Annotated in this window: 12 protein-coding genes; 3 read left to right on the plus strand and 9 right to left on the minus strand. The window is 30.1% G+C overall.

Annotation, left to right across the window (positions count from 1 at the left end; all coding sequences use genetic code 11):
- Positions 1–15 precede the first annotated feature (15 nt).
- From ACW9UN_RS11695 to rnpA, 8 genes are all read right to left on the minus strand, one after another.
- The gene (locus ACW9UN_RS11695) at positions 16–1,296 is read right to left on the minus strand and encodes an oligosaccharide flippase family protein (protein ID WP_459486469.1); all 1,281 of its coding nucleotides are present in this window, start codon (positions 1,294–1,296) and stop codon (positions 16–18) included.
- Between the two features lie 203 nt (positions 1,297–1,499).
- Entirely contained in the window at positions 1,500–2,045 is a 546-nt protein-coding gene (gene rfbC / locus ACW9UN_RS11700) for a dTDP-4-dehydrorhamnose 3,5-epimerase (RefSeq protein ID WP_459486470.1), read from the minus strand.
- A complete protein-coding gene (gene rfbA, locus ACW9UN_RS11705; RefSeq protein WP_459486471.1) occupies positions 2,045–2,899 on the minus strand; it encodes a glucose-1-phosphate thymidylyltransferase RfbA in 855 nt (284 codons plus the stop codon). Before rfbA ends, rfbC begins: the two co-directional genes overlap by 1 nt.
- Positions 2,896–3,906: a dTDP-glucose 4,6-dehydratase gene (gene rfbB / locus ACW9UN_RS11710; protein WP_459486472.1), complete on the minus strand. Its 1,011-nt coding sequence runs from the start codon at positions 3,904–3,906 to the stop codon at positions 2,896–2,898. Before rfbB ends, rfbA begins: the two co-directional genes overlap by 4 nt.
- Positions 3,907–3,908: 2 nt before the next feature.
- Positions 3,909–4,955 carry a hypothetical protein gene (locus ACW9UN_RS11715; RefSeq protein WP_459486473.1) on the minus strand — a complete coding sequence of 349 codons (1,047 nt, stop codon included), beginning with the start codon at positions 4,953–4,955 and terminating at the stop codon, positions 3,909–3,911.
- A 39-nt stretch (positions 4,956–4,994) separates the two neighbouring features.
- The gene (locus ACW9UN_RS11720) at positions 4,995–6,674 is read right to left on the minus strand and encodes a DUF6909 family protein (protein ID WP_459486474.1); all 1,680 of its coding nucleotides are present in this window, start codon (positions 6,672–6,674) and stop codon (positions 4,995–4,997) included.
- 21 nt (positions 6,675–6,695) lie between these two features.
- On the minus strand, positions 6,696–8,330 hold the full coding sequence (locus ACW9UN_RS11725) for a S41 family peptidase (protein ID WP_459486475.1): 1,635 nt from the start codon (positions 8,328–8,330) through the stop codon (positions 6,696–6,698).
- Positions 8,317–8,709, minus strand: coding sequence for a ribonuclease P protein component (gene rnpA, locus ACW9UN_RS11730; RefSeq protein WP_459486476.1), 393 nt, complete (start codon positions 8,707–8,709; stop codon positions 8,317–8,319). Before rnpA ends, ACW9UN_RS11725 begins: the two co-directional genes overlap by 14 nt.
- 166 nt (positions 8,710–8,875) lie before the next feature.
- Between rnpA and ACW9UN_RS11735 the strand changes: the two genes are divergently transcribed.
- The 3 genes from ACW9UN_RS11735 to ACW9UN_RS11745 all read left to right on the plus strand — a co-directional run bounded on the left by ACW9UN_RS11735 (position 8,876) and on the right by ACW9UN_RS11745 (position 14,403).
- Entirely contained in the window at positions 8,876–10,054 is a 1,179-nt protein-coding gene (locus ACW9UN_RS11735) for an acyl-CoA dehydrogenase family protein (protein ID WP_459486477.1), read from the plus strand.
- Positions 10,041–10,772 (plus strand): SGNH/GDSL hydrolase family protein, encoded by a 732-nt coding sequence (locus tag ACW9UN_RS11740; RefSeq protein ID WP_459486478.1) that lies wholly within the window; start codon positions 10,041–10,043, stop codon positions 10,770–10,772. Before ACW9UN_RS11735 ends, ACW9UN_RS11740 begins: the two co-directional genes overlap by 14 nt.
- 121 nt (positions 10,773–10,893) lie before the next feature.
- Positions 10,894–14,403 carry a PPi-type phosphoenolpyruvate carboxykinase family protein gene (locus ACW9UN_RS11745; protein WP_459486479.1) on the plus strand — a complete coding sequence of 1,170 codons (3,510 nt, stop codon included), beginning with the start codon at positions 10,894–10,896 and terminating at the stop codon, positions 14,401–14,403.
- A 134-nt stretch (positions 14,404–14,537) separates the two neighbouring features.
- Here the strand turns inward: ACW9UN_RS11745 and ACW9UN_RS11750 are convergent, their stop codons facing one another.
- Positions 14,538–15,410: a DUF6252 domain-containing protein gene (locus ACW9UN_RS11750; RefSeq protein ID WP_459486480.1), complete on the minus strand. Its 873-nt coding sequence runs from the start codon at positions 15,408–15,410 to the stop codon at positions 14,538–14,540.
- Positions 15,411–15,600 lie beyond the last annotated feature (190 nt).

A 15,600-nucleotide genomic window follows, 5' to 3' on the forward strand; every position in this document is an offset into this window, starting at 1 on the left:
ATTATTTAATCAATCTTAGGATAACCTAGGATTTTTTATTTTAAACAAGTAAAAAACGACTAAAGCTAGCACTACAAACTCAGCCACTGCTAAAGCTATTGCAGAACCAATTGCTCCGTAATTTTTAGATAGTAACCAACATAAAATTATATTTATAGTCCCCCCTGTTATTGTTGCTCTATTAAACAATTTTTCCTTATTCAAATTTACCAAACCTACAATACCCAAAAGATAATTTAAACTTCCAACTACAATTACGGGTAATAGAATATAAAAAACAATCGAAAAATCTTCATTATCAACGCCTAAAAATTGGATAAAAAAATCTTCAAATAATAACAAAGTAAATAATATAATTAGCAGAGGAAAAAGATAATATGAAGATAGTTTAAAGAGTTTAGAAACTGCTTTATAGGGGCTTAGTTTAGAAAACTTAATACTCATATTAGGATAAATAGCTTGTGACAAGGGCGCTATTAAGGATTGTACTGCCTTAATTATCTTTTCTACAGCCGCATATATACCAACTTCTACATTTGTAGATAAGAAACCCAAAAGCACAATATTTAAATTTTTATAAACACTCAAAGACAATGTTGAAAAAAACATATGCCTATTTTCTACAAGCATTTTAAATACTTCTGAGGGTTTTGGAGTACAATACTTTAAATTAAACTTGCTATAAGCTATATAGATGGATAATATGCTTGCAAATAAAAAACTAATAGCTTGCGCACCAACCGCCCAATTAATATCTTCTGGCTGCTTTACAAAAATTAAGATTAAAACAACTGCAACTAACCTAATTAATAAGTTTATAATTGTGATAAACTTCATTTTTTCCATACCCTGAAAAAACCAAACAGGCACAATAGTTTGACCTATTAATATGCCAAATGACAAAAAAAATAATTCTTTATTTTCAGAGAGATCTTTTACAAAAAAAATAGCTAATGTGTAAAAGGCTAAAACTATAGTAAGTATAACAGCCTTTATTATTTGTATAGAATGAAAAATATGGTCTATTTTTTTTTGATTATTTCTGTGAATTGATATTAATTTTACACCTGTAAAACCAAAACCATAATCAGTTAAAATTACAAGATACATACTTACACCAAAAGCAAATGAATATAACCCATAATTACTGATACCTAAAACGTTAATTAAGTAAGGCATAATTAATAGCGCTAATCCAGTATTACCTAACTGTAAGATCATTAACGCACTAAAATTTTTGAATACTATAGTTTTAGTAAGTGTAACTATTCTACTTATGGTTTGTTTTAAAAGCATTAATTATGCATATTTAACATAGTCTTTTCTTGGAAATCTAATTGATGAATTGTTCTTAAAACTATTATTTATTGAACTTAAATTAATTATTATCTTTTGCTCTCTGAAAAAAATTCTATAATCATCAAATTAGACAGTCTAAGCATTTATATTTAATCAGTTTAAAATCTTTTTTTAGAAATCTAATTGATAATGCTACACTACTAAACATGCATTAATTTAATTCTTGGTAAAAAGTTATCCTTTTCTGATAAGATAATTTCTTCTTTTTTTAACATCCAATTAATATTAAAAAAAGGATCATCATAAAAATAACCTGCATCACTTTCAGGATTGTAATAATTATCGCATTTATAACTAAAAATAGTGTTATCTTCTAAAGTAGCAAAACCATGTAAAAAACCTCTTGGTACAAACAATTGCTTATTATTTTTACCTGAAAGTTCCACTGAAAAATGCTGTCCGAAAGTTTGTGAATCTTTTCTAAAATCTACTGCTACATCCAATACCCTGCCTTGAATTACCCTTACAAGTTTTGCTTGTGCAAATTCTCCTACTTGATGATGAAGACCTCTTAACACCCCTCTCTGCGATATTGATTGATTATCTTGAACAAAGTTTGTATCTAAACCTGTTTTTTCTTTGAATACTTTTTGGTTAAAGCTTTCAAAAAAACTTCCTCGGCCATCATCAAATATTTTTGGTTCAATAACAAAGCATCCTTTTAAATTTGTATGTATTACTTTCATTAAATTTCTATTAAATTTGTTCCATAACCACTTTTCATTAATGGTTTTGCTAAAGCTGCTAGTTCTTTTTTGTTGATAAAACCACTTTTAAAAGCGGCTTCTTCAATAGACCCTATCTTTAAACCTTGTCTCTCTTCGATAACTGCCACAAAATTACTTGCTTGTTGCAGAGATTTAAATGTACCTGTATCTAGCCATGCTGTTCCTCTATCTAAAATTCTAACCGATAATTTATTTTCATTTAAATAAGCTTTATTAATATCTGTAATCTCTAACTCACCTCTTTTACTCGGTTTTAAACTCTGTGCTTTTTCTAATACAGAATTGTCATAAAAGTAAATACCAGGAACTGCAAAACTTGACTTTGGTTTTTTAGGTTTTTCTTCAATAGATATTACATTTTGATATTTATCAAACTCAACAACCCCATATCTTTCTGGATCGTTTACATGATATGCGTACACAATACCACCACTTGGGTTAGTATTCTCTCTTAATAATTTAGACAAACCCGATCCGTAAAATATATTATCTCCTAATATTAGAGCTACTTTATTATTTCCTATAAAGTTTTTTCCAATCAAAAAAGCTTCTGCTAATCCATTTGGTTTTTCTTGTACTTTGTATTGGAAATCGCACCCTAATTGACTTCCATCTCCAAATAAATTTTTAAATAAAGGTAAATCTTTTGGTGTAGAAATAATGAGAATTTCCCTTATACCAGCTGATATTAACGTTGAAACAGGATAATATATCATTGGCTTATCATAAACAGGCATTAATTGTTTGCTTATTGATAAAGTAAGAGGGTGTAATCTGGTGCCTGAGCCACCTGCTAAAACAATTCCTTTCATAATTTATAATTTTTTAAATACCATTCTACTGTCTTTACAATACCAGATTCAAAGTTTTCATCTGCTTTCCATCCCAAATCATTCTCCATTTTACTGGCATCTATGGCATATCTAAAGTCGTGTCCAAGCCTATCTTTTACAAAACTAATTTGCGCTTTATAAGTTGTATTTTTTGGATGAATTTCATCTAAAATTTCACAAATTTTATGAGCTATATATAAATTATTATGTTCATTATTTCCGCCAATATTATAGGTTTCTCCTGGCTTTCCATTTTTGTATACGAGTGCTATTCCTTTACAGTGGTCTAAAACATATAGCCAATCTCTAACATTTTTACCATCTCCATAAATTGGTATTTTTTCACCTAAAATTGCTTTTTTAATAATTGTTGGAATTAATTTTTCATCATGTTGTTTTGGTCCGTAATTGTTAGAACAACTTGTGGTAACCACATTTAATCCATATGTATGAAAATAACTTCTTATTAAAAAATCTGAAGAAGCCTTAGAAGCACTATAAGGGCTGTTAGGTGCATAAGGTGTATTTTCTGTAAAAAAACCGGTTTTTCCTAAAGAACCATAGACTTCATCTGTAGAGATGTGATGGAATCTAGCATTTTTAAAATGTTCTTTGTATGTATTAGAATCATTTAACCAATGATTCTTTGCAACATCTAAAAGATTAAAAGTGCCAAACACATTTGTTTTTATAAATGCATCTGGTTTTTTTATAGAATTATCTACATGAGATTCTGCTGCAAAATGTATGACACCATTAAATTGATGTATTTCAAATAAATTTTCTATTAATTTTCTATCACAAATATCCCCTTTTACAAAAGTATAGTTTGGGTGATTTGAAATATCATTTAAGTTAGATAAATTACCTGCATAAGTGAGTAAATCTAAATTTACAATTTTAAAATCGGGGTTATTTTCTAAAAAATATGGAATAAAATTCGATCCAATAAAACCTGCTCCTCCAGTTATAAGAATTTTTTGCATCCTTATTGTTTATAATTGTTTAAGTATGTATTTAACTTGACTAAAAGTAAAAAAGCAGTCATAAAAACCGCTCCTAGCAATCCTAAAATAAAAACGTAATTTTTAGCAACTCCTTTTATTTGGTATCCTATAGGTTGAAAGTTAGAAATTACATTAATAACTTCGTATTTATTAGATTTTTCGTCAGCTATTTTTCTTAAGTCAGCATTTATTTTTCGGTTAGTTTCAAACAACTCAAGTTCTTTGGTAGTTCTTTTTTCGCCACCCAAATCTATACTTGTACCTGTTGTCTGTTTTTTAGCTTCTTCTACCATAACTTTCATATAAACCATTCGTAAAGAGTCTATTTGTACTAAATTTTCTCTGTATAAAGAGTCTATTCTATTTAAGCTTTCATTAGTTAAGTTTTTTATTCTATTAAAATACTTATTACTAACTACAGAAGAAATTATCACATCATCTAGTTTACTAAAAACATTATTTTTAGTTGCTGTAACTGTAACTTTATGAATTTTATAATCGAAATCTGTAAAGGCTTCTTTAAAATTTATATAATCATAGCTTCTTATTGCTAAAGTGTCTACTTCTAAAATTAATTCATCATAAGCAGATATAATATCGTTATCTGTTTTTAGTGGTTCAATTTGAAATTTTTGTAGTGAAGCTGCTTCTATAGAATCTAAATCAAACAAATTTTGAAGGTCTTTTATTTTTTTTTGTTTTACTAAATCGTTGTAATAATAAATATTTTTGTACAACTGTTTAGAACTTCCAAAGTTAGGTTCTACCAATAATTCAGAACCATATTTTTTTTCACTTTTTACTTCTAAAAACACACCTGCTATTACACCAATTAAGCCTGCAATTCCTATTTTTATAAAATTTTCTTTAAAGAATATTAAAATTGATATGAATGCATGAAATATCCCTTTAAAAATAGTACCTATAAAATTGAATAATTTTGTAAAACCCTTACCTATAATTAAAAATAATGACCCTAAGTCTACTTCTTCTTCTTCGTTATTTTTATGCTGTTGGTTTGTTGACATTTTTATTTAGTTTGGTTGTAAAATGTATCTTTAATTGATTTAAAAAATTTGTTCTAATATTTTTTGAGTAATTGCATAAGTAGGCACAACACCTGTCATCCCTAAACCTCCAGAGGCTAAAGTTGCCCCAGTTTCTAAAGGATTATCTGATGCATAATAGGCATATCTTACTTTTACGTTTTCTGATATATTTCCTCGGATTTTTGAGGCAGATTGTATGGCTTTTTGGTAATGAGCACCTTCCATTTCTAAGCCAATTACATTCCATGTAGAATCATGGAAAAACTTTAAAAGGTCTTTGTTTTGGAGTGATGTTCCTAAAACAGAAATCATTGTACCATCAAAAACTTGCACGCCAAAATTTTCTAAATCTTCTTTGGTTAACTCATTTTTAAACGGATAATTGTCTGCTGTACCTTCAAAAATATGTGCAGATGGAATCATTATATCACCTTTACCTCCTTCTAAAATTCCTGCTTTACCCATAATGGAAACAGATTTCACATTTAAGTGAGTACTTTCATTATCAGTTTTATAAGGCTTTAAAAGTTCGTCCATTGTTTCGTAAGCTTGTTCTCCAAATGCATAATCCATTACTACGATTACCGGTTTTTCTTGCAAAGAGTGTACTCTTTGAAACGCAGAATCATCGAACTTTATTTTATCTGTATCAATAATTTGAACGTTTATGTTGGTTCCTGATGTATCTTTTATATAAATCAGTCCATTTTTTGATGCGTAATCTTTAACTTTTTGCTGTAAAGGTTTGCTATTGGCATTACTTAATAATTGAAACAGCTCAAAACCTTGATGCTTTTTTGCCTCTTCTGGTAAGGCCCCAACTGCATAAATAGAGTTTAACACGCTATGCATGTTGGCACTTATAATATGAAGTGGTCTTTTTAACAAGTCATATTTTTCTAAAACTTGTTTAATATTATTTGCCCAGATTTCTCCATAAATGTGATGCCCAATCTCTTCTACTAAAAGAGAACTAAACGTTACTGTTCTTTTTTCTGCTTCGTAAACTTCTTTAATAGCTAACTTACCCAACCAATAAATAATATGAAAAAATTTATGTGGCTTTTGTTCTGTAGAAAAGGTTTCGTAAATGTCTGAAACTTCATCAAAAGTTCTACCTAGAATACTTCCCAAATGCACAAGCAACACTTCTTTTTCTTTGTCTGAAATTATTTTTTGATGCAAAACAACCTCTTCTAAATGCAGCCATTCTCTTACAAAATCTTCACCTTCATTTAAAGAAACACGTTCTTGAATTTTATGAGATTCTATAAATAAAAAAGTTAAATGTGTTAAAATATCATAGATTTCAGATCGTCCTCTGGTAATTTCAATATTCATTTGGTCTTTATCAATCCTATAACAATTTCGTCTTCTTTTAGGTGGAATAATTGGATTGAAACTAGAATTTTTATACCCTTCATCTGCGGTTAAGTTGATAAATTGGCATTGTTCTATGCCTTCTGGGAGTCTTTCTATTACGTAAATTAAACCGTTTAATTCTATCTTTTCTTCTGCAATAGAGCCATAAATTTCTGGCCTTAGTAAAAGTAAAGATTTTCGTAGCGTTTCTCCAGAAATTCCCATAGGTTTATAAAACCCTCTACTAAACAAATGACGCATAGATATGTATAGTTTTTCTATGGCATTTGTAGATTCTTGAGCTCTTGTTCTGTCTATGTTTTTGGTATTTAGCATTTTTTGGGTGCAAATATAGAATTATTTCCCTGATAAAATATAATTATACTCATCAAGATTTTTCATTAGTTCTAAGGCTTTAGATATCGTTTTATCATTCTTTAAACGGTATTTATAAACCGCGCTAGTATAATAATATTTTTTTAAAATCTCATCCTGCAGCAACTCTATAATAATATCTTTATTTTTAGATATTTCGTTTACTTTATCTGCTAATAATTTTGATTGTATTCTTTGATATTCTTTCGTAATATTTTTGTTTTTTGAAGCTGCATATGCTTTTTTGAATAAGGATTCTTGCTTGGTAATAAAAGTAGTATCTGTTTTTAAAAAGTCTATAAAATCTTTAAAATCAGTATCTTTAAATTGATAATTTTCTAAATCTATTTTTTCAGGGTTTTTATAAAAATAAGCTGTTGCAAAATTAAAAATAGCTTTAATGTTTAAGAGCTTTTTTGTTGCCGATGTTTTTTTAGATTGCTCAATCACAACATCTGGCAACACCCCTCCACCATCATAAACAACTCTACCATTGGCAGTTTTAAACTCGTTAATTCCTGAATCAGAAAATTTAGGAACCTTACCTGTTTTATTATCTCTATTGGTATAATCTAGCTCTTGAATACATCGTCCACTTGGGGTATAGTATTTAGATATGGTTAACTTTAACTGAGTTCCGTACGTTAATTCTTTTTGACGCTGAACCAAACCTTTACCAAAAGATCGTTGCCCCATAATTACAGCTCTATCATAATCTTGCAAAGAACCACTTACAATTTCTGAAGCAGAGGCAGAGCTACCGTTTACTAAAACTACAATCGGAATTTCTAAGTCTAGAGGATCATTTGAAGTTCTATACGTATTACTCCACTTTTTAATTTTAGCCTTTGTAGTAACTACTGTTTTTCCTTTTGGAAGAAAAAAATTAGAAATATTGATCGACTCCATTAATGAACCTCCAGGATTTGATCGTAAGTCAAAAACTAATTTTTTCATTCCTTTTTTCTTCAAATCTCTAAATGCTTTTTTTACTTCTGCTGATGCCTTATTATTGAAACGAGTTAAAGTGATGTAGCCTGTTTCTTCATCAATCATATCAAAAAAAGGCACAGGATTTACCACTACTTTTTCTCTTTTTAACTCTTTTTTGATAATTTTATCTTGACGTTCAATTTCAATAGCTACAGATGTATTTGGTGTTCCTTTTAAAAACATTGAAAGCTGATCTCTCTCCATATTTTTAAGTGATTGTCCATTCACAGAAATTATCATATCACCTGCTTTAAGACCAGCCTTGTCTCCAGAAAAACCTTTATACACTTCTTTAATTTGAATGCCTTTATTAGTATAATATACAGATACACCTATACCTGCATACTCACCTTCTCTTCTTATTCTTGCATCTTCTACATCTTGTGCATTGTAAAAATTAGTGTACGGATCTAAGTCTTTTAACGTGTTTTTAATTGCTTTATCAGTTAAATCTGCAGGGTTAATTTCATCTACATAATACATGTTCAATTCTTTAAATAAAGAATTGTAAATTTCAATTTGTTTGGCAACTTCAAAAAAATTAGATTTGAATGAGAACGACATAAAAACCGTTGCTACTACTACAATTATAACTGTATTTCTTTTGATTTTAAAGTGTTTCATTTTTGGTATAATTTATTTTTTCAATAAATAAGTGCAGTAAGCTATTCATTTTTGAATGAAGTTCTTGATAAGGTTTTTCCTCTCTCCCAATATACGAAATCATAAAAATATACGGTTCGCTTACATTATCATAAACTGTTGCTTTTTGAAGGCGATATGTTTCTCGCATCAATCTCTTTAATCGATTTCTGTCTGGTGCTTTTTTAAAGTTTCTTTTAGCTACTGAAACCCCTACTTGCACAGGGTATTTTGAAGTATGTTCTATTTGCAAATACACCATTCTAAAAGGAAAAACTTTAATTGATTTTCCTTTCTTGTAGAGCTGTTCAATAAGCTTTTTGCTTTTTAGTCGTTCTTGTTTTCTTAACGTAAACTTCATAAATACAAACTTAGTTGAAAAGGATAACTTTTTTATCCTTTAAGCAAAAGAACTTTAAAAAATCCGTATTTTTATATGCAGATTAAAAATAAATTTTAAACAGTTAAGTTTTAAATCGTTTAAAATTAAACATTTTCTATTATTAAATATCCATTTTTAAAAAGATATGAAACCAGATTTATTTAAAGCACCCGATTACTATAATTTAGATGATTTACTTACAGAAGAGCATAAATTAATTCGAGATGCTGCTCGAAATTGGGTAAAGCGTAATGTGTCTCCAATAATTGAAGAGTATGCTCAAAATGCAAAGTTCCCTAAGCAAATTATAAAAGGTTTGGCAGAAATTGGTGCTTTTGGCCCTTACATTCCTGAAAAATATGGAGGTGCTGGTTTAGATCAGATTTCTTACGGATTAATTATGCAAGAAATAGAACGAGGCGATTCTGGTGTGCGTTCTACTGCTTCTGTGCAATCATCATTAGTAATGTATCCCATTTACAAATATGGTAATGAAGCTCAACGTAAAAAATATTTACCAAAATTAGCTTCTGGTGAATGGATGGGCAGTTTTGGGTTAACAGAACCTAATCATGGTTCTAATCCTGGGGCTATGGAATCTAATTTTAAAGACAAAGGAAATCATTACTTATTAAATGGTGCAAAAATGTGGATTTCTAATGCGCCTTTTTGTGATGTTGCTATAGTTTGGGCCAAAAGTGAAGAAGGCAGAATTCACGGTTTAATTGTAGAACGTGGTATGGAGGGTTTTTCTACCCCAGAAACCCACAACAAATGGTCTTTAAGAGCTTCATCTACAGGTGAATTAATTTTTGATAATGTAAAAGTACCCAAAGAAAACTTATTCCCCAATAAATCTGGATTAGGAGCACCTTTAGGTTGTTTAGATTCTGCAAGATTTGGAATTGCTTGGGGCGCTATTGGTGCTGCCATGGATTGTTATGACACTGCTTTAAGATACGCTAAAGAACGTCAGCAATTTGGCAAACCTATTGGTCAATTTCAATTGCAACAAAAAAAATTAGCAGAAATGATTACTGAAATTACCAAAGCACAATTATTAGCTTGGAGATTAGGTACTTTAAAAAATGAGGATAAAGCAACCTCTGCACAAATATCGATGGCAAAACGTAATAATGTACAAATGGCACTGAATGTTGCTCGTGAAGCGAGACAAATGTTAGGAGGAATGGGTATTTCTGGAGAATATTCTATTATGCGTCATATGATGAATTTAGAAAGCGTAGTAACCTATGAAGGTACACACGACATTCACTTATTAATTACAGGACTTGATATAACTGGTTTAAATGCATTTAAATAAAATACCAACACACCACTTTTTCCTTTTTATTTCGCTGTTTATATTTGCTTGTACCACAGATTCTGAACTTGAAATCATTAAAAATAATGATGTTACTGTTGAAGAAATAGTAAATAATCATCTCAAAATTTTATCTTTAGGTGATAGCTATACTATTGGTGAAAGTGTTTGTGAAAAATGTACATATCCAGCACAACTTGTAGATTCTTTGCAACGAAGAAATAATGGTATTAAATTTAATTTAAAAGTAATTGCTACAACTGGCTGGACCACCAGAAACTTAATCAATGCTATTGATAAAGAAGATTTAAGTACAGATTTTGATTTGGTAACGCTATTAATTGGCGTAAATAATCAATATCAAGGTTTACCTTTTTCTACCTTTCAGGAAGAATTTCCAATACTTATCAATAAAGCGCATAGAAGTGTAAATTTTGATAAAACTAAAATTATTGTATTGTCCATTCCAGATTATGCATTTACACCATTTGGCAATGGTAGCGAAACTGTTTCTAAAGAACTTGAGCAATACAATAGCCACATTAAAAAATTTTGCGAAAGTAGAAACATTACTTTTTTAAATATAACAGATATTACACAAGCTGGTTTAGCTTATCCCAATTATGTTGCTAGTGATGGTTTACACCCTTCTACAGAAGCCTACACTGAATTTGTAAAACGCTTGCTACCTATAGCTACCCAAAAACTTAGCCTATAAATTATTCACTAATAACTTATTAACAGCTAAAACGTATTCGTTAAAATATATTGTTTATATGATATTTGACAGGTTTTTTACAAATCTGATAACATAATTTTGTCATATTAAATATGATAACATGAAACTAAAAACGATGCAAGAATCTAGAAAAGACGCTATTCAGTTTATTAACCTACAATTAGCTTCATTAGGTCAACCTACTTTTAAAGATCCTACAGGTAAATTCTTAGATCCAAAATTCGAAGAATTAACAAGCGAACTTGTAAAAAGCTTACAAGAAAAATCTAGATTATTATCTAGTCATCTCTCTCCTGTTGACAGCAGAATACAAAGTTTTATAGATGATTATTTAAAAGACATTCAAATAGATAAAAACATAACAATACCCAATAATACCTTAATTTTATCTAAAGCAGGGCAAGCAAGAGAGGTAAGTTTACCACCAAATGGCAACTCTTTTAAAAGCAATTTAGTAACATCGAGCAGATTAAAACAAGGTATTTTAAACAATCCTTTACACGATAAAAGAACTACAAAAGGCACGTTTCATATTGTTGAAGGAGATTTACCTGTACCATTAGACAAATTTGAGGTACCAAAAATAGTTTTTGCACATTTTTTAAACGCTGCTTTTAATCCTTCTGACGATTTAAAAATATTGCCTTTTACCTCTAAACAAGATGAAAAGGCAAAAGTTATGGTATCTATGCTATTAAGACCAACTGTATGCCCAGAAGTAAAAGGAATCATCTCTAAAAAGTCTTTAGAGGTACGCTTTTTTGCTCCAGGAAATTTAGTGAGCAATTTAGATTTTGTCGAAAATATTTTTGGAAATGCTGGTGATCCAACCATTGCGCAAAACGACGCTGCATTAGACCCTGAACATTGGACAGGCCATACAGGTTGTATTGTTTTGGCGCCTCAACTATTAAAATTAAAGAAAAAAGAGGTTGGTTTACCTCATTTTGATGATGCAACAGAACGTCAGAAAAAAGACGGAATGTGTTGGACAGATGAAAACGAACTATACAACAATGGTGGTGCATTTAAAATTACTTGTAGAGACGAAAGAGGTGTTGTAATTACGTTAATTGCAGACAATTACTACGGTTATTCTAAAAAAGAAATAAAAACTCAAATTAGTTATTCTGCAAACCTTTACGGTTTGGTTGAAGAAGAACATGCTGGGGGTGCCATTGCGTATGCAAGGCGTGTTATGGGAGATACTGTTAACGGTAAAGATTATTTTAGATATTATGGCTTAAACCATACTTTTGAAGATGTAAAAACACTATTGGCAGATCGAATTGATGTAAAACCAGAAAATTATGCGGTAGATAAAAATTATCCAAATGTAATTTACATTCCAGAAACTGCATATTTTGATATCAACAAAAACAATATCAGCTGGATATATGAAGGCAAAGAACAAGAATTAATTTTATCTCCTTTTAAAACCTACATCCATCCTTCAGGTAATAAATTACGTTTAGAAAAACATCCTCAGAATAAATTATGGCGTATTGTAGAAACTTATCCCGAAGGTATTTTCTGCCATAAACCATGTACAGTTTCTGGTGGTGGTAAATCTGAGATTTCTAAATCAATGCAAAATGCAATTACCTATAGCAATTTTAACATTCATAATTTAGAAGAAGACTTTAAAAAAGCAGATGAAATTATAGAATTCAATTACTCTACAAGATGGAAAGATAAAACTATTGACAGACCAAAATCGAGATCTTTTTTAAGTGAAAAAAGAACCTTAGGCTCTGTAGTTAAGTTATTAACACCATCTGAAGAGAATTCTGATGAATTCAACGAATTTATTAGCAATATTCCTGTACACGTTCGTTCTTTAGTTTTATTGGTAAAACGTATGTTTAGGCAAGCACATGGTGCCAATTTAAACTGGAAAGATATGATGTCTGTTGAAATTATAAACGGCGCAAAAGGTACCTCATTATTATACAATAACACACCTGTTGTGGGTAGTTACGTTCGTATCGGATTTAATCAACAAGGCAATTGGATGTTGAATAAATTACGTTCCGATTTTTCTGCAAGCGAAAAAATTCAAACAGAAGATGATATTTCTGCATCAATAACACTACCTAGAAATCAATTTAAAGATTTACTAAATCCAGAGTTTGATAACCCAAGTGTAAAAGTGGTAACAAACTGTGAAGCACATCTGTTTCAAAGACCAGATGAAGCTATTGTAAGAGGTTATGATAAAGGTGCTGAATTTGATATTATTTCTGATGGAAGATTCTTAACAAACTATGAAATGTTAACCAAACAAGATGCCATAGCTATTTATGAAGACACCATTAATTTTGATAAATACACAGAACCTGTTAAAAATTTTATAAAAGAAATTATCAATAGCGATGATGATGATATTCAGTTTGTGCTACCTTCTCACCCAAGAATTATAGAAGATGGTTTACCAACTAAAAATCCACGTTATTTAGAACCTAACAAATTTTATCATGAAAATGAAGCTTCTTATATTTCTGATATTGGAGTGCGTTTAACAAGAAAAATAAAACAAGAAGACCCAGTAATTCATGTGGTAAATGCTGTTTTACCTGGTAGAAGAAATAACCCTGTTGATAAAGCAAACGGAATTAGACCTTTGGCTGTGTACAACCCAATTCACTACCAAGAAACCCCAGAATTATTCATGGACTTTATTTGTAGTTTAACAGGTAAATCGCCATCAACAACAGGCGCTGGTTCAGAAGGTGCATTAACCAAAGCTCCTTTTAACATGTTAACGCCAACATCTGATTTAAATAATGCGCTATTATCGCATATTTTAACAGCATCTAATGGATTTAGCACTGCAGCTGGTTATATTGGCGCAGAAAATAAAATTGACCATGATGTGAGTTTACTAATTCCTGAAATTTGGGCAAGAATGACTCCCGAAGATAGAGATCCTAAAAATCTTATTAAAAATGGTTCTTTAGAAAAATTAGAAGATTTTGAGTTTGAAGGTAAAAAAGTACTGGCAAGTAGATTAGGCTACAGAATAACAAAAAAGTTTGATTTATATTGTTTAAACAGAATTTTTGATGAACCTACAGCAGTATTTAGTGAACGTATGCTAAAACCAGAATTGCAAGGTTTAGAAGATTTTGTAGACGGAATTAACAACATTGTAGAAGCGCAACAAAAGGTAGCTATAAATTACTTTAAAGATGGTAGTGTGGCAGATGCAATACCTCCTCTACAAATTTTATTACACATTATGGCGTATGGAAATTACGAAGGTAAAGACATAAGCGACCCAGAATTACGTGAATATTTCAGTAGAGAGTATGTTTTAAATAGCGATTGGTATCAAGAGCGTTTGGTATTAAAACAAGAAAAAGATATTGCATTTTACAAACATCAAATTGATTACCTAGAGCGTTTTATTGATAACCCAAACAACGCAGCTTTGGTTAATGAAATGAATATTGAAAATCGTTTACAAAACGTAAAAACCCATTATGAAAAAGTAACATCAAAAGTATATTTAGAGAGTTTAAAGGGCACAATAGGTGCAGACCCTTTGTGCAAAAGGAAAAAAGAAAAAGTAGTTTTTAATGATGCTGACTATTTAGCAGCAAATTAATGGTTGAGGGGGCTGTCTGAAAAGTACAATTAGATGTCGTTTTCGGCTAGAATAGAGAAATCTAAAATAATCAGATTTTTTTGACTAGGTTTAAAATAACAGTATTTCTAAACTTTTCAGATAGTCTTTTTTATTTAGTAAAAAATACTAAAAGAACCTTCTGTAATAGCATGTTTAGCAACTGTACTTGCAGTTAAAGTAGCATCAAAATTAAAAGTACCTGATATTTTTTTTGCTGAGGTATCATGACTAACAATTGTTATTTTTCCATCAGCTTCATATTCATCACCATCAATTACATATTGACCTGCTGGATAGGTTTGATTGATAAAGCTACCAAAATCGTATTCACCTGGAGTAATATTATCGTTTACATAAAAGCTTATCGATTCTGATGAACTTTTATTGGCATTAACATTAATTAAATTGTTTGTTCCAATAGTAATTGTATTGGCAAATAGACTTATTTCTTGAAAAACGACACCATCTACTTTAGCAGTAAAGCTATTTTTGGATATGGGTTGAGAACTTCTTGGAATATAACTAAAGCTACCATTCGAAAAAGCTTTAGAACTCGTAGCTGTTTTATTGCTACCAATAAAACTAAAAGTTCCTGAAACGGTATTGTTTGCCAAATTAATATCTGTAAATGTAATGTTTCCTCTGCTTGAAGTTTCTCCAAAAGTGGTCCAAGTACCTGTAGAAACAGCGTTATTTTGACTGTAGGTTGCTGTGTTATTAACACCCTCTAAACTAAAGCTTTGTACATCGTAACTTTCTACATTTAAGGTAAATGCTTCGTTTGTATCTGACTTAATAGCATAAATAGAAATCTTATCGCCATCTATTACATAATTAGCATTTGATGTTCTAAAAATTTCACCATCTATTGTTACTTCAAAGATTGGATTGTTATCTGAAGGTGGAAACACAATGCCATTTTCTTGGCAAGAATTTGTAACAAGAACAAAACAAAATAATACAAAAAAATAGTGAAAATGCTTCATAGCTTATGATGTAAAAAGCAAAAGTAAGAATATTAATGATGTAAATAAACTTGTGCTACATAATTTAAGAGGCAGTCTCTAGTAATATATGTGGACATCTTTTGCAATTAACGCCTTTTTTCTTGTATTTATTGCAACATTTACTTTTTGGTTTTATACAGTTAGAAAAGCAAGAAGTTTCGCAACTTAA

The sequence above is a fragment of the Polaribacter litoreus genome (assembly GCF_054584775.1).